Source organism: Rhodococcus sp. 66b (assembly GCF_002076325.1).
In the GTDB taxonomy this organism is placed as follows: Bacteria; Actinomycetota; Actinomycetes; order Mycobacteriales; family Mycobacteriaceae; genus Rhodococcus_F; species Rhodococcus_F erythropolis.
In genome coordinates this window covers 73,813-88,518 of sequence record NZ_MUZB01000013.1, presented here as the reverse complement: position 1 = coordinate 88,518, position 14,706 = coordinate 73,813, and the positions used below count along the sequence as shown (strand labels likewise).

At 61.9% G+C, this 14,706-nt stretch carries 13 protein-coding genes; 3 read left to right on the top strand and 10 right to left on the bottom strand.

The features are described 5' to 3' along the window. Positions 1-67: 67 nt before the first annotated feature. Entirely contained in the window at positions 68-2,314 is a 2,247-nt protein-coding gene (locus B0E55_RS23480; RefSeq protein ID WP_080910559.1) for a DNA polymerase III subunit gamma and tau, read from the bottom strand. Between the two features lie 162 nt (positions 2,315-2,476). Here B0E55_RS23480 and B0E55_RS23475 point away from each other — a divergent pair, with 162 nt between their 5' ends. Next, positions 2,477-3,790, top strand: coding sequence for an ammonium transporter (locus B0E55_RS23475; RefSeq protein WP_003943791.1), 1,314 nt, complete (start codon positions 2,477-2,479; stop codon positions 3,788-3,790). Between the two features lie 6 nt (positions 3,791-3,796). On the opposite strand, the gene B0E55_RS23470 is transcribed toward B0E55_RS23475, so the two are convergent. The 7 genes from B0E55_RS23470 to B0E55_RS23440 form a co-directional block, all read right to left on the bottom strand. Further along, complete coding sequence (locus B0E55_RS23470; protein ID WP_020905896.1) at positions 3,797-4,168, bottom strand: carboxymuconolactone decarboxylase family protein; 372 nt, start codon at positions 4,166-4,168, stop codon at positions 3,797-3,799. Between the two features lie 8 nt (positions 4,169-4,176). After that, positions 4,177-5,766, bottom strand: a complete 1,590-nt coding sequence (locus tag B0E55_RS23465; RefSeq protein WP_080910558.1) for a long-chain-fatty-acid--CoA ligase — start codon at positions 5,764-5,766, stop codon at positions 4,177-4,179. Further along, positions 5,759-6,382, bottom strand: coding sequence for an RBBP9/YdeN family alpha/beta hydrolase (locus B0E55_RS23460; RefSeq protein ID WP_047888063.1), 624 nt, complete (start codon positions 6,380-6,382; stop codon positions 5,759-5,761). The genes B0E55_RS23465 and B0E55_RS23460 overlap by 8 nt, the downstream gene beginning before the upstream one ends. Further along, positions 6,382-7,743 (bottom strand): MFS transporter, encoded by a 1,362-nt coding sequence (locus tag B0E55_RS23455; protein WP_080910557.1) that lies wholly within the window; start codon positions 7,741-7,743, stop codon positions 6,382-6,384. Before B0E55_RS23455 ends, B0E55_RS23460 begins: the two co-directional genes overlap by 1 nt. Positions 7,744-7,839: 96 nt before the next feature. Then, positions 7,840-8,892, bottom strand: coding sequence for a 3-keto-5-aminohexanoate cleavage protein (locus tag B0E55_RS23450; protein ID WP_003943988.1), 1,053 nt, complete (start codon positions 8,890-8,892; stop codon positions 7,840-7,842). Between the two features lie 51 nt (positions 8,893-8,943). After that, positions 8,944-9,843 (bottom strand): TauD/TfdA dioxygenase family protein, encoded by a 900-nt coding sequence (locus B0E55_RS23445; RefSeq protein ID WP_080910556.1) that lies wholly within the window; start codon positions 9,841-9,843, stop codon positions 8,944-8,946. Positions 9,844-9,873: 30 nt separating this feature from the next. Next, positions 9,874-10,848, bottom strand: a complete 975-nt coding sequence (locus B0E55_RS23440) for a quinone oxidoreductase family protein (RefSeq protein WP_019746530.1) — start codon at positions 10,846-10,848, stop codon at positions 9,874-9,876. Between the two features lie 200 nt (positions 10,849-11,048). Here B0E55_RS23440 and B0E55_RS23435 point away from each other — a divergent pair, with 200 nt between their 5' ends. Beyond that, the gene (locus tag B0E55_RS23435; protein ID WP_021342611.1) at positions 11,049-12,053 is read left to right on the top strand and encodes an AraC family transcriptional regulator; all 1,005 of its coding nucleotides are present in this window, start codon (positions 11,049-11,051) and stop codon (positions 12,051-12,053) included. Here the strand turns inward: B0E55_RS23435 and B0E55_RS23430 are convergent. After that, positions 12,046-13,092 carry a YeiH family protein gene (locus B0E55_RS23430; protein WP_024487913.1) on the bottom strand — a complete coding sequence of 349 codons (1,047 nt, stop codon included), beginning with the start codon at positions 13,090-13,092 and terminating at the stop codon, positions 12,046-12,048. The two genes, B0E55_RS23435 and B0E55_RS23430, sit on opposite strands and share 8 nt — an antisense overlap. A 101-nt stretch (positions 13,093-13,193) precedes the next feature. On the opposite strand from B0E55_RS23430, the gene B0E55_RS23425 reads away from it, so the two are divergent. After that, positions 13,194-14,102 carry a LysR family transcriptional regulator gene (locus tag B0E55_RS23425; protein ID WP_019746527.1) on the top strand — a complete coding sequence of 303 codons (909 nt, stop codon included), beginning with the start codon at positions 13,194-13,196 and terminating at the stop codon, positions 14,100-14,102. A 7-nt stretch (positions 14,103-14,109) separates the two neighbouring features. Here B0E55_RS23425 and B0E55_RS23420 read toward each other — a convergent pair whose 3' ends face one another. Then, complete coding sequence (locus B0E55_RS23420; RefSeq protein WP_019746526.1) at positions 14,110-14,691, bottom strand: HhH-GPD-type base excision DNA repair protein; 582 nt, start codon at positions 14,689-14,691, stop codon at positions 14,110-14,112. Positions 14,692-14,706 lie beyond the last annotated feature (15 nt).

The following is a 14,706-nucleotide window of genomic DNA, read 5'->3' as shown; positions in this document are numbered from 1 at the left end:
ATTCGATCACACAGTGGTGCCGCGGCATTCCGACAGCCGTTTCACGCGCACGGACCGAGTCGGCAACTCAGCTTTCGAGGCGGCGTGCCCCGAGGACGTCCTTGAGGAGTTCCTTTGCAACGTCCTCGGGATCACGTCTGGCAGTCGGATCAGCGGGCTCAGCCGCCTCCGCGAACATCTCGTCCTCGTCCTCCGGCGTTGCAGGCGGAGGAGTTGCCTCGTAGTCGACCTCAGGAGCAGGGGCCGGTCCAGGGTCTTCCGGATAGTCGGGGGCCTCAGGCGGCGGAATGTCGTCCGAATCTCCGCGCTGGGGCTGCGGGGCCTTGGGCTGCTGCGCTGCACGCTCCTGACTGGGGCGCGAGAATCGGGGCGCAGCGGCCGGGCGGCTCGCAGCTTCTGTCGCCTTGGGTGCGCTCGATGCTGCCGGCGCTGTGGGCGCACCTTCTTGATACTCGACTTGCCAAGTGCCACCGAACATCTCGGCAAGGACCTCGCAGATGACCGCCGCGTTGTGCGGTTGCGTCACACGAGCACCCAGGACCGGCGAGCCGTGAGCGATGACCACAACATGCCCACGCACGTCGTGAACCGTCGCAGCGGACAGCATGGCCGGAAGAACCTTGTTTCGTTCACCGACCTTGTTGCGCAAGGTGTTCCACGATTCACGGAGGGTCTCGACTGTGGGGCCCGCCGAGACCGGCGCAGCTTCTGCAGCCGCCGGCTCCTCGTACTCGGGCTCGGGCTCGTAGTCGGGTTCCGGCTCGGCAAGCCCGATCAGCTCTTCCGCTTCGACCGGAGCAGGGGCCGGTGGTTCAACCACAGGAGCTTCAACTATTGGAGCTTCGGCAACCGGAGCTTCAACCACTGGTGCTTCAACCACCGGAGCTTCAACCACTGGAGCTTCCGCAACCGGCGGTTCCACGATCTCGACGGTGGGAGGCTCGACCACGGGAGCTGCCGCTACCGGAGGTTCGACGACAGGAGCCTCGACGACCGGCGGCGCCGCCGGAGCCGGGGCGGCTGGTTCCGGCCGTGCCTCAGGCTCGGCCTTGCGTTGGGAGGGCCGTTGGAACTTGGAAGCAATCTCCGGTTCGAGCGGCGGCACAGTCGGTGCCGGCGTTGCTGCCGCGCGAGGGGCAGCGGCAGCCGCGACTCCGGCAGCCGGAATACCTTGTTCCAGGCGCTCGAGCCGCTGCAACACAGCCGACTCGGTGTCGGAGGCCGAAGGAAGCAGCATTCTCGCGCACATCACTTCGAGCAGCAGCCGCGGCGCCGTCGCCCCACGCATTTCACTGAGACCAGCGTGGACGGTTTCGGCGAAACGGGTGAGCGTGGCCGGGCCGACTCGCTGAATCTGTTCACGCATCGTGACCAGCTCGGCCTCCGGCGCATCGACCAACCCTCGTTCGCTGGCATCGGAGACTGCCTGCATCAAAATGAGATCGCGTAGACGTTCGAGGAGATCGAGCGCGAATCGGCGTGGATCGTGACCGGCGTCCATCACCCGATCGACAGTGCCGAACAAGGCGGCTCCGTCACTGGCAGACAGGGCGTCTACTGCTTCGTCGATGAGCGCGACGTCGGTGACTCCGAGAAGAGAGAGCGCCCGCGGATACGTGACACCTTCTTCGCCGGCTCCCGCGAGCAACTGATCGAGGACACTCAACGAGTCGCGAGGCGAACCGCCGCCAGCCTTGATGACCAGGGGATAAACAGCAGGCTCGACCGGTACGCCTTCCTGGGCGCAGATCTTTTCCAGGAGTCCGCGCATGGTCGACGGCGCCAACAGGCGGAACGGGTAGTGGTGTGTACGAGAACGGATGGTCGGGAGAACCTTTTCCGGTTCCGTCGTCGCAAAGATGAAGATGAGGTGCTCCGGCGGCTCTTCGACGATCTTGAGCAGCGCGTTGAAGCCCGCCGCCGTCACCATGTGTGCCTCGTCGATGATGAAGACGCGGTAGCGAGAAGCGGCGGGGGCGTGGAACGCCTTGTCTCGGAGTTCTCGGGTGTCGTCGACGCCACCGTGACTTGCGGCGTCGAGTTCCGTCACGTCCAGGTTGCCTGTGCCGCCCGGGCCAAGCGAAACGCACGAGTCGCATACATCGCACGGCGTCGACGTCGGTCCCTGCTCACAGTTCAGCGAACGCGCCAGGATTCGCGCCGACGACGTCTTTCCACAGCCACGCGGGCCGGAAAACAGATAGGCATGGTTGATGCGTCCGGTGTCGAGGGCCGTGCTGAGCGGTGCGGTGACATGCTCCTGCCCCACCACCTCGGCGAAGGACGCGGGTCGATACTTCCGGTACAGGGCCACGCGCAAAGACTACCGGCGACCCACGACAGGTGATCCGGTGCGGGTGCAACGCCGACTTCTCCCGAAACATGTTCGCAACACAATCGCAGTGCGGAGGAAACCGCACGCACCCATCGTGGGTTCCGTGCACGCGGGCTGGTCCGCATGCGTGAGGAGAAAACTGTGCCCGCCACCATCGATGCCGGAGCAACTGCCTGGTTGCTCGTCAGTACTGCACTCGTACTTCTGATGACGCCAGGACTCGCGCTCTTCTACGGCGGCATGGTCCGCTCGACCGGCGTACTCAACATGATCATGATGAGCTTCGTCTCCATCGCACTCGTCACGGTCGCGTGGTTGTTCGTGGGCTACAGCCTCGTGTTCGGCGACGATCACGGTGGCATCATCGGCGGACTCGAACACATCGGCATGGCGGGCATCGACCCGTCGACCGTGCACGGGAATGTCCCGGAAGTGTTGTTCGCAACCTTCCAATTGACGTTCGCAATCCTTACTGCAGCACTCATCAGTGGTGCGATCGCCGACCGCGCGAAGTTCTCCGCCTGGATGATCTTCGTCCCCATCTGGTCCTTGCTCGTCTATGTCCCCGTCGCTCACTGGGTGTGGAATCCGCAGGGATGGCTCGCCCAGATGGGCGCACTCGACTACGCCGGTGGCCTCGTGGTCGAAATCGTGTCCGGAGCGTCAGGCCTGGCATTGGCACTGGTCCTCGGCCAGCGGATGGGTTTCAAGGCCGAGTCGATGCGTCCGCACAATCTGCCGTTCGTCCTGCTCGGCGTCGGTCTGCTCTGGTTCGGTTGGTTCGGATTCAACGCCGGGTCGGCCCTTGCGGCTGACGGTATGGCCTCGCAGATCTTCCTCAACACACTCGTCGCCGGCTGTACCGGACTACTCGGCTGGCTGTTCGTCGAGCAGAACCGTGACGGACACCCCACGACGTTCGGCGCAGCTTCGGGCGTCGTCGCCGGTCTGGTCGCGATCACCCCGTCGTGCGGAACGGTGAACATGTTCGGTGCGCTCGTCATCGGTCTGATCGCGGGCATCGTCTGCTCGTACGCCGTGGGATGGAAGCACAAGCTCGGCTACGACGACTCCCTCGACGTCGTCGGCGTGCACCTCGTCGGCGGAATCGTCGGCTCGTTGCTGATCGGACTCCTCGCGACGGCCGTGATGACGGGCGGTCCGGAAGGTTTGTTCTTCGGCGGTGGATTCGCGCAGCTGGGCAAGCAGTTCGTCGGTGTCGTCGTGGTCGCGCTCTATGCCTTCGGTGTGACCTACGGTCTCGGAAAGCTCATCGACAAGACCTTCGGCTTCCGTATTTCGCGTGAAGACGAGGCCCGCGGAATCGACGTTGCCCTGCACGCGGAGTCCGCCTACGAGCACGGAGTCCTCGGCCACGGTCCGATCGGCGGACAGAACCCGAGCCCGTTCCTCCAGCGTCAGCGTGAGGAACGGGAGAACCGCGAGCGGGACTGACCGCCGTCACCGGTTCGCGATTTCCTCCATCAGGATCGGAACGCCGACATTGCAGGAGTGAATCCCGACGACGGTGGTCAGTTTCAGCACCTCGAGAATCTCCTTCGGGGTCACTCCCATGTCGAGCGCAGCGCGAATATGGCGTCGTACGCCGGGCGCGTACATGTGTGTGCTCGCCGCATCGACGGCTATGCACAGCAACTGGATCACCTGAGGTGACAGCACCCCACTGTTCCAGGGCTGCATTGCTGTCTTCATGTACAGCTCGGTCCACTCGGGATCCAGCTCCGAAAGTCCGTCCCACAAAGGATTCCAGCCACCCGAATCCTTCATGGCCTGGGTCACGGGAAAAGCTTCACTTGCTCGAACGTCAGTCATCGATCTCCTCAGACAATCGAAAATGCTTGATTCAGTTCACGTTTGAGAATCTTTCCGGTTGCCGTCATCGGTAGCGACGGCACGAACTCGATGCGGCGCGGATATTTGTAGGCGGCCATCTGTTCCCGCGACCATTCCACGAGATCCGATTCGGAGATCTCTTCACTCGGCTCTCGGATCACGTAGGCGACAACTTCTTCGCCGAGGCTCGTGTCCGGCACCCCGACGACGGCGACGAGTGAGACGGCTGGGTGGGTGAGCAGAGCCTCTTCGATTTCGCGCGGGTAGACGTTGAATCCTCCCCGCACGATCATGTCCTTCGCGCGGTCGACGATGTAGTAATTTCCGTCGGTATCGACCCGTGCCAGATCCCCGGTGCGAAACCATCCGTCGCACATGACTTCCGCCGTCGCCTCGGGTCGGTTGAAATAGCCCTTCATGACGTTGTGCCCGCGAATGGCCAACTCACCCACTTCATCGGGGCCGGTGATCGTACGCCAAGAGTCATCGACAAGCCGCGCTTCGACGCCCCAGATCGGCACGCCGATCGAACCGGGCCGGGGGTCGCTCTCCGGGTCACTGAACAAGGCCAACGGAGAGGTCTCGGACAACCCGTACCCTTCGAGGATCTGAACACCGAAGCGTTCCCTGAACTGTGTCAAGATTTCGACGGGAAGCGCTGCACCACCGGAGATCGCGCACCGCATGTTCTGTGCAACGGTCTCGATATCCACCCCGGATTTCACTACCTCCTCCAGCACGCCGAGCAGTCCCCAATACATGGTCGGGACGCCCCCGAAGACCGAGATCTTTTCGCGTTCCATGATCTCGAGTGCCGCCGTCGCATCGAAGCGCGGCATCAACACCAAAGTGGCACCGACGCAGATTCCCGCATTCATGGTCACTGTCTGGCCGAACGAGTGGAACAACGGCAAAGTCAGGAGATAACGCTCATGCATGGACGGAACGCTCTCGAACAACCGGTTGGTCGACAGTGCATTCAAGACCATGTTGCAGTGAGTGAGTTCGGCGCCCTTGGGCTTTCCGGTCGTGCCGCTGGTGTAGAGAATGAGGGCGGTGTCCGTCGGTTCACGAACAACCGCGGCTGCAGGCGTTTCCGTGCCGGACACGGATGCCAGTGCTTCGCCTAGAGTCTCGACTCCGAGGATCGACGACGGTGCACCCGGCTCGGTGCTGATCACGATCAGGGCCGAACAGGTCTCGCTCTGCTCGAACCCGGCGATGGCGTACTCGGCGATCGGTAATTCGGGACTTCCCTCGAAACAGAAGTACAGCTTCGCTTCCGAATCAGCCAGGTGATAGGCAATTTCGCGCCCCTTGAGCAGGATGTTCAGAGGAACGACGACGCCACCGGCCTTGAGAATGCCGTAGTAGACGATCGGGAACTCGAGAACGTTCGGGCAGGACAACGCCACCTTGTCACCTGGCTCGACACCCCGCGAGACGAGCAGATGGGCGATGCGATTCGCGTAGGCGTCGAACTGCGCATACGTCAGCCTCGCTTCTCCGAGAACCAGCGCATCCCGTTCCGGGTATCGCCGGGCCGAATCTTCCAGCAGAGCAGCAAGATCAAGCATGACTGTGTTCCTCCTGCGACTCGGAATCCGTGGTACGAGACGAGGCGGCGTGCGACACCGACTCGAGCAGTTCCCACACCAATGATTCCGCCCGCGGCCAATACCCGTATCCGGACGCCGGATTGAGATGTCCGACCTCACCCAGATCCAGCAACCGACTCCCCCATCCTTCAGCCAAACCCACAACTCGGCGATACCCGGCGAGCGGATCGTTCCGACTCGCCGCGACCGTGCTCGGAAAAGGCAGACGCTGACGCGGTATCGGTAGCCACCCGTTCCGATCGAGCTCCTCGAGAGACGGATAGGACTCGGGTAGAGGAAGTTCGAGATCCGCCGGCGTGACCAGAAGTGCGCCGGCAACATCTCGATGATGCGCCCTCGCCCAGTGGGCAACTGTCATAACTCCGGCGCTGTGCGCGACCAGGACCACCGGGCTGGAAACACTTGTCAACACCTCGTCCAATGCCGCAACCCTGGCATCGCGACTGAGCTTGTCGGTCTCGAGGGGAGGAACCGTCAGAACGTTGTCGAGCCTGCGCGCGAGGTGAGTCTGCCAATGATCCTCGACATGATCGCGCAGACCGGGAACTATTACTACCGTGGGTGATTCATCCATCAGGAACTCCGAACTTCTGCTACTTCAGTGGCGCCGGGGATCTCGGGCCGATTCTGCAACGTCGCCAACCGCCTCATCCCGGCGGGATAGGCACGCTTGCCGGCTACCAACGCGAGGGCCGCGACGACATAGACGAAGGGCGAAAGCTGTAGAGCACCGAGAAGACCCAGGTGATCGGCGAGGATGCCGACCACGAAGGGACCGAGCGCCAGCCCAAGAAGGTTGTTGGCAACGGTGAGCGTTCCCATGGCCGACGCTCGAATCGAGTGATGGGTAAGGTTCGCGACCATAGCTGCCGTCGGCCCCGACGAACCGGCGGAGAAGAATGCACCGATACCGAGCAATACGAGTTGCGCTGTCCCCGTGCCCAACCGGAGCCCGATGCTCAGCGTCACCAACGAGATGGCGCAGTAAACGATGGCGGTAGTCCATTTTCGCGCCGAATCGTCGCGGCTGAATCTATCTGTGATGAAACCGCAGACCACCATCCCGCTTCCGACCAGGAGGACGAACACGGAAGCCGTGACGCCGGCCTTGTCCGGGGCCAAATCGTAGTAGCGATTGAAGAAGCTCGGCAACCACGCCAGAAGTACAGCGGCGGTGAACATCTGGAGACCACCACCGATGTAGGCGAACAACACGGCGGGATTGGTGAACAGCGAGGACACCGGCGCACGAAAACCGTCGTGTCTCACCGCTTCCCCGGCGGCATCCGGCGCGGCCTCGACGGCGTAAGCGGTGAGCTTCTTCTCGGTGACGAGGGCACGGAACAGCGCAACCAGAATCAGACCGAAGATCGCCATGGCGGCAAAAGACCACCGCCAACTGAACTGGACTGCGATGAACCCACCGATTGCCACACCGATGACCGAACCGAACGATCCACCGGCCATGAAGGCACCGGCAAGAGCTGCGTGCACGCGGGGCGCAAACACACTGAGGACCACGGCGATACCCACGCTGCCGTACGCCGCTTCACCGACACCGACCAAGAATCGGGCGCCCAACATCTGTTCGTAGGTCTGAGCGATTGCGCACAGCAACGTCGCGACACTCCACAACACCGCCATCAAGATCAAGCTCTTGACGCGGCCCCAGCGGTCCGCGAGCAGCGACAACGGGAACGTCAACAGCCCGACCATCAACGCCACCACGCTGCTCAGGGAGGCGAGGTGCGAATCGGAGAGATCCCAGTCCGCTTTCAGGATCGGGAAGACTGCACTGAGCACCTGCCTCGACATGTAGTCAGAGAGCAGAAGACCGAAAGCCAGGGCGAAAACGATCCACGGGTATAACTTTCGTCGTCCGCCCATTCCGAGCGCGGTGTCCACACGTGGCGTGGCGGGAGCTTGCAGTCCCATGACTCTCCTAGAAGTACTCGAGGTAGACGGGGGGATTCGGGGGTACGAACCGTCGCGGTTCGTACCCCCGGAACTGTTGTACGAGAGGGTGCGAACTCAGGCGTGCTGCGTGAATCCCAGCTGGCCGATCCGGCGGTTGGGCGCGTAACCCAGCTTCGCCAACGTCTCGTCGGTGTCGGCATACGTCTCACCGATCCGGTAGATGTCCCGAGCTTCCTTCGCGGTAGCCACCTCGCGGCCCAATTCGCCTGCAATGCGCACCAACTGCTCGATCTGCTGCACCGACGTCATCTTCTCGCCCTTGCGGCCCCAGATGGTGTCCTCGTTGCCGCAACGAGCGTGCAAGCCCATCGCGATGGCCATCGTGTTCACCGGCAGGACGCTACGCATCAGCGTTTCCAGCGTCAGGCACGCACCGTCGGGAACACGCTGGACAAAGTTCATCATGTTGTACGGGTTGGGGCCGTCGAAGCCGCCGCCGATTGCCACCCATGTGAGGTTGACCGGGCCGGTGTAGATGCCGCGTCGGATCAACCGCTCCACCGTTTCGAGCTGCGGAATGCTTGACAACTGGAAATGCGGCTGGATTCCGGCGGCCTGCAACCGGCGCAGGTGCTCTGCCACCCACTCCGGACCGGCGGGCACGGTCATTTCCCGATACGTATCGGCCAATTCCGGACGTTGCATCGACGTACCCGCGATGTCGTCGTCGGTCATCAGTTCCATGATGTTCATCTGGCTGGTGTTGATCGCGATCGTCACCTGGTCGGGAGCCGGCTCCAATTCCGCAAGCATGTGACGCACGTCGTCGGACAACCACTTCGCATCGGCGCCTTCGCCCTCCGGGGCAAACGAAATCGAGCCGCCGACCTGCAGAATCATCTCGGGAACGGCCTCACGCAAGCGGCCGAGAAGCTCGTTGAACTTCGACAGTCGCTTCGAGCCCTTGCCGTCGAGTTCACGCACGTGGATGTGGAGAACTGTGGCACCGGCGTTGAAGCAGTCGACGGCTTGCTGGACGTGCTCGTCCATCGACAGCGGGAGGTCTTCTGCAAAATCGTCCGGCTCCCACTCCGGTCCGTAGGGAGCAACGGTGATGACAAGCTTGTCCTGGGTTTCAGGGAACAGTGAATCGTCGTGGAAATGCATAGCGTGACTCCGATCGAGTGAATGAATTATCTTCGGGGCTGAGCAGAGAGATCAGAACGGTGCGTCGCCGATGATTCCGGCGCGCTCCATCTTTCGAACCGCGGGCCAGTAGTCCTGCACCGCGTAATGCTGTGTCGAACGGTTGTCCCAGATCGCGACGCTGTTCTCGGTCCAGCGCCACCGAACCTGATACTCGGGAATCTGAGCCTGGCTCGCCAGGTAAGTGAGCAAATTCCCGGCGCCGGGGGCGTAATCGATTCCGTAGCGGACGTTCTCGGGCGTGTGATAGTTCACGAGGTGTGTGGCGAACGAATTGACGAAAAGAATCTTCTCGCCGGTCTCCGGATGTGTTCGTACCACGGGATGTTCGGCGTCGGGAAAGCGTTCCTTCAGCTGGTGCCGCTGATCGATCGGCATCCGAGCGCCGAAGGTCGACTCGATACTGTGCCTGGCACGCAGATCCTTGATCTGCTCCTTGACCCGCGCCGGCAGATTCTCGTAGGCGAGTGCCATGTTCACCCAAATCGTGTCGCCGCCGACCGGAGGTGTTTCCACACAACGCAATACACATCCCATGGGCGGGTTCACGCGCCAGGTGGCGTCGCAGTGATACGCATTCTCGAAATGCTCCGACGGGCTGTCCAGGTCTTTGTAGATGCGGACCAGGCCCGGGTGGTCGGGGTCGCTGCCCAGTGCCGGATGATCCTCGAGCTCCCCGAATCGCTGGGCAAGCTCTACGTGCTCGGCTTTGGAGAAGTTCTGGTCGCGAAAGAACAGAACCTTGTGCTCGAGCAGCAATCCCTTGATCTGGGCAAAGAGTGCAGCATCTCGCGCGACCTCGCCGAGATCCACCCCGGACAACTCTGCCCCGATCGAACAGGTCAATTTCTCGACGTGGATCATGCTGGTCGACGAGGGAAGGTTTTCTGTCAACGTTGCGGTGTTGGTCATGACAATTCCTCTGGGAAGTGCTGTTTCGGTTCAGACGGAGAAGACGGAGGAACCGATACTGCGACCGGACTCCATGTCGTGGTGCGCACGCACCGCATCTTCGAGGGGGTATCGCTGGTTGATCTCGATCGTGATTCGCCCGGATTCGACGTGTGAGAACAGTTCGCCCGCCAATTCGGCACGTTCCTCGGGATCCGCGATGTAATCGGCAAGTGCCGGACGTGTGAGGAAGAGAGATCCCTTGACGGCCAACTGCATTGCCTGAATCGGCGGAGTCGGCCCGGACGCCGTTCCGAAGCACACCAGCAGCCCGCGCCTGGCAAGGCAATCGAGAGAGATGTCGAACGTGGATTGCCCGATACTGTCGTAGACAACCGGCACGCCGACGCCCCCGGTGATCTCCTTGACACGCGCTACGACGTCCTCGCGGGTGTAGATGACGACTTCATCGCACCCGTGAGCTCGGGCAACGCTCGCCTTCTCGTCGCTCGACACCGTTCCGATCACTTTGATTCCCAACAGTTTTGCCCACTGGGTGAAGATCAGTCCAACCCCGCCCGCCGCAGCATGCAGCAACACGGTGTCTCCCGCTTTCAACGGGTAGATGCGACGCAGAAGGTAGGCGGCGGTCAGTCCTCGCATGGTCATGGCGGCCGCGGTGTCGAAGGCGATGCCGTCGGGTAGCGCGATCAGGTCGGACGACGCCATGATCCGCTCGGTGGCGTACGCACCCAGCGGACTGCCGGTGTAGGTCACACGGTCCCCCACTGCAAAATCGACTACTCCCTCGCCGATCTCTTCGACCACACCGGCGCCCTCAACGCCCATCCCGGCAGGCAATTGCGCAGGATAGAGGCCACTTCGAAAGTAGGTGTCGGCGAAGTTCAACCCCACCGCTTCATGACGAACCCGAACCTCTCCGGCACCCGGTCGTCCTACCTCGATCTCTTCCCAACGCATGACGGACGGTGTGCCGATCTCATGGAACCGAATGGCGTTTGCCATCAATGCTCTCCAATTCTGTGGGCGGGCTCGACTCGATTACGGTCGAGCTGTATTCGTACGCAACAACTTCCAGAAGCCGGTGCTCGACTTCGCGGTCGTGCCGAACTGATGTGAACAAAACTATGTGAGATCCGGCTCACATGCTTAACTTGACGAGACACACAACACAACATTTCGGGACATCGAGTAAAGGGGGCCCTATGAAGCCACTCGCCCGCTACGCGTCACTGAACCGATACGTCGACCTGTGCCGAACAGTGGACGTGGACGCTGTGGCCCTCATGAGAAGTGTCGGCCTGAGCCCGGCAAGCCTGGCGAACCCCGACCAATGGGTACCGGCCGCCTCCATCGCATCGCTCCTGGAGCGATCGGCAGCGGAGTCCGGACACGAAGACTTCGGGCTTCTACTCGCCGGCCTGCGTCGACTGTCCAATCTCGGTCCCCTCAGCTTGGTCATCAGGGAAGAACCAGACGTCAGGAGCGCGCTCGACGTATTGATGCGATACGAGCACACGTACAACGAGTCATTGCGCATCCGATTGAACGAGGTCAACGGACTCGCCACCCTGCGAATCTCGCTCGAGGTCGGCGAACCGGTCGACACCAGACAGAGCGTCGAACTCGCAGTCGGCGCGACGCTGCAGATCCTGCGAAGTTTCCTGGGTTCTCGATGGCATCCGGTCAGCGTGGGATTCACGCACAATGCCCCGAAAGATACGAGCACGCATCGACGAATCCTCGGCGACACCGTGGAATTCGATCACGAATTCACCGGAATCGTTTTCTTCGCCGCCGACCTGGATGCGGCAAACCAACTGTCCGACGAGTTGCTCCGGCCGTACGCTCGCCAGTTCCTCGACTCACTTCCCGCATCGGAAACCTCCGACACCCTCAGCCGCACCAAGGAATTGATCGAAGTTCTGCTTCCGACCGGCCGCTGCTCTGTCGAGCAGGTGGCACGAAGCCTCGGGTTCGACCGGCGGACACTGCACCGTCATCTCGCCGAATCCGGAGATACGTTCACGGCTGTTCTCAATTCGGTCCGAAGCACCCTCGCGGAACGATTTGTCGCCAACCCTCGCTATTCATTGACCGAAGTGGCGGTCCACCTGGGGTTTTCGACGCAGGGTAGTTTCTCGCGCTGGTTTCGCACTCAGTTCTCGACGAGCCCGAGCGCATGGCGGACTCAACGCTCGATCAGCTGACCAGCACGACTCCGACGTAGGCGATCGTCGCCACCCACACGGTGGAAATCGCGGCCAGAACGAATGGTCGTGCGCCCACTCCACGAATGACGCTCAGCCGCACCCCCAGCCCGAGAGCGAACATCGCAGCAGCCAACAGCGCCGTCTGCACGGTCTTCGCCAATCCGAGAAGCTCATTTGGCAACATTCCGGTGGAGCGCAAACCCATGCAGCCGATGAATGCCACGACGAACAACGGAATCAGCGGGGGCCGCTTCGTTGCGGTGTTGTCGACCATCGTGCGTTGCCGAATGCTCAGAAACGCCATGACCGGCGCCAACATCAATACGCGCGCAAGTTTCACCACGGTCGCGACACCCAACGCGGTGGCGCCGAGAGCGCTGCCGGCAGCCACTACTTGTGCCACTTCGTGGATCGACCCACCGGCCCACATGCCCGCCTCGATCTCGTTCATACCGAAAGCATCGGCCAGCAAGGGGATCGTCGGAATCATCAGAGTTCCGAAGATCACCACCAGCGCAACAGCGGTCAGCAACTCTTCCTCTCGCGCATTCACCACACCGTCCGCAGCAGCCACAGCGGCGGCGCCACAGATCGAGAAGCCGCAGGCAATCAGAATCCTCTGCGACCAACTCAATCCCAGAAGCTTTCCGGCATACATGGTCCCGGCGATACCGAGGAACACTATCGCCACCACAACGGCGATCACTCCCCAACCCAAACCGACGATGTCGGAGAACATCAATTGCAGCCCGAGCAGAGCGATACCCACCCGAAGTAGCCGTTTCGCCGAGAATGCCAGGCCAGGTTGGAATTTCGCCGGCAAAGAGACGGTATTCGCCAACACCGCACCCGCCACTATCGCAATCAGCAACGGACTCACGGCGGAGGTGAACTGACCGGCAACCAGCGCGACCGTGGCCCCCAAGGCGCACAACGCAACTCCGGGCATCAATGCAGCGACGCTCGACCACCGTCGTACTTCTGACGAAGGGGCGACTGCGGGTTTCTCGGCCACGGACTTCACATCACGGTTCACTCATCCAGCGTCCTTGAGCCACCATCGCTCCGGTAGGGCGATTTCTACCATCACGACATATCAGATCGATATGGAATAGATGCTGGGTATAGCCTGTCTGCATGACCAGAAGGTGGCCCGACCTCACCACACTCGAGCTACTCGTCGGTATCGATGATCACGGAAGCCTCAGTGCTGCAAGCCGTCTGGCTCACATCGCACAACCGAATGCCAGCCGCGCCGTCAAAGCCCTCGAGCGGCAGCTCGGGATGCCACTCATACACCGAAGGTCGACGGGGGCGACTTTGACTCCGCAGGGGACCGTCATCGTCCACTGGGCGCGCCGCGTCCTCGCCAACTCGAAGCAGCTTCTCGACGTCGCCGAAGGGATGCGGACCGAACGATCCGCGGAATTGACCGTGTGTGCCAGCATGACCGTCGCCGAACATCTGATCCCGGCCTGGCTCGGCGTCTTTCGATCACTGCATCCTGGTGTCACCGTCCACCTTCAGGTCTACAACTCGACACGCGTACTCGAAGCCGTCGAAGTAGGAATGTGTGACCTCGGATTCGTCGAGTCACCGACCGTTCCGAAGAGCCTGCCCAGCGTCACCGTCGCGCGTGACTCGCTGGTCGTGATCGTTCACCCGGATCATCCATGGGCGCGTCGACGAAAGCCGCTGACCGTCGCCGAACTGGCAGCGACACCGCTGCTGGTGCGTGAGCCCGGATCGGGAACCAGAACGACTCTCGACCTGGCGTTACACGAATACGAGCGCGGTGCACCGTTGTTGGAACTGGGTAGTTCGGCCGCGATTCGAACCAGCGTGCTCGGTGGCGTCGGCCCGGCGGTACTGAGCACGCTGGCCGTCGAGGACCAGGTGAAGCAGGGAGAACTTCGGGTCGTAGCCGTCGAAGGCTTGGAACTCGACCGATCCCTGCGTGCAGTGTGGCGCCCGCCGCGTCAGCTCGAGGGCCCCGCAGGCGACCTGATGAAAGTAGTGCGTGCGAGCGGGTCCCGGAAATCCTGAAAGCGGCTTACTTCTTGTCGGCCTTCGCTGCGGCCTTTGCGGCCTTCTTGAACTCGCGGACCTCGAGCAAAGACTGTTCGTCGACCACGTCTGCAATCGAGCGCCTCGAGCCCTCGAGCCCGTAGTCGCCGGCCGCTTGGCGCCAACCTTTCGGCTCGACGCCGATCTGTTTTCCGAGCAACGCCAGGAAGATCCGGGCTTTCTGATCCCCGTAACCGGGTAGGGCTTTGAGCCGCTTCAGCACTTCCTTGCCGTCGGGATTTCCCGAAGTCCAGATCGCCGCGGTGTCGCCGTCGTAGTTCTCGACGATGAACTGGCACATGAGCTGGATACGCTCGCCCATCGACTTGGGGAATCGGTGCACAGCCGGAGGCTCGGCACAGATGGCGATGAACTCGTCGGTGTCCATGTCGGCGATACGCCTGACGTCGATACCGCTGAGCCGATCCGCCAGCTTCTTCGGACCGAGGAAGGCCGTTTCCATCGGAACCTGTTGATCGAGAAGCATTCCGATCAACAACGCCAACGGGTCCTCGGCCAGGAGGGCATCAGCTTCGGGGTCACCGACAAGGTTCAGTTGAAGTGCCATGAGTCCGATACTGCC

What these genes read in the sequence shown, in the direction of transcription:
- B0E55_RS23450 (WP_003943988.1), bottom strand. Translation starts at nt 8,892, where the DNA reads ATGCATTTCCACGACGATTCACTGTTCCCTGAAACCCAGGACAAGCTT.
- B0E55_RS23465 (WP_080910558.1), bottom strand. Translation starts at nt 5,766, where the DNA reads ATGCTTGATCTTGCTGCTCTGCTGGAAGATTCGGCCCGGCGATACCCG.
- B0E55_RS23420 (WP_019746526.1), bottom strand. Translation starts at nt 14,691, where the DNA reads ATGGCACTTCAACTGAACCTTGTCGGTGACCCCGAAGCTGATGCCCTC.
- B0E55_RS23455 (WP_080910557.1), bottom strand. Translation starts at nt 7,743, where the DNA reads ATGGGACTGCAAGCTCCCGCCACGCCACGTGTGGACACCGCGCTCGGA.
- B0E55_RS23460 (WP_047888063.1), bottom strand. Translation starts at nt 6,382, where the DNA reads ATGGATGAATCACCCACGGTAGTAATAGTTCCCGGTCTGCGCGATCAT.
- B0E55_RS23435 (WP_021342611.1), top strand. Translation starts at nt 11,049, where the DNA reads ATGAAGCCACTCGCCCGCTACGCGTCACTGAACCGATACGTCGACCTG.
- B0E55_RS23470 (WP_020905896.1), bottom strand. Translation starts at nt 4,168, where the DNA reads ATGACTGACGTTCGAGCAAGTGAAGCTTTTCCCGTGACCCAGGCCATG.
- B0E55_RS23440 (WP_019746530.1), bottom strand. Translation starts at nt 10,848, where the DNA reads ATGGCAAACGCCATTCGGTTCCATGAGATCGGCACACCGTCCGTCATG.
- B0E55_RS23425 (WP_019746527.1), top strand. Translation starts at nt 13,194, where the DNA reads ATGACCAGAAGGTGGCCCGACCTCACCACACTCGAGCTACTCGTCGGT.
- B0E55_RS23445 (WP_080910556.1), bottom strand. Translation starts at nt 9,843, where the DNA reads ATGACCAACACCGCAACGTTGACAGAAAACCTTCCCTCGTCGACCAGC.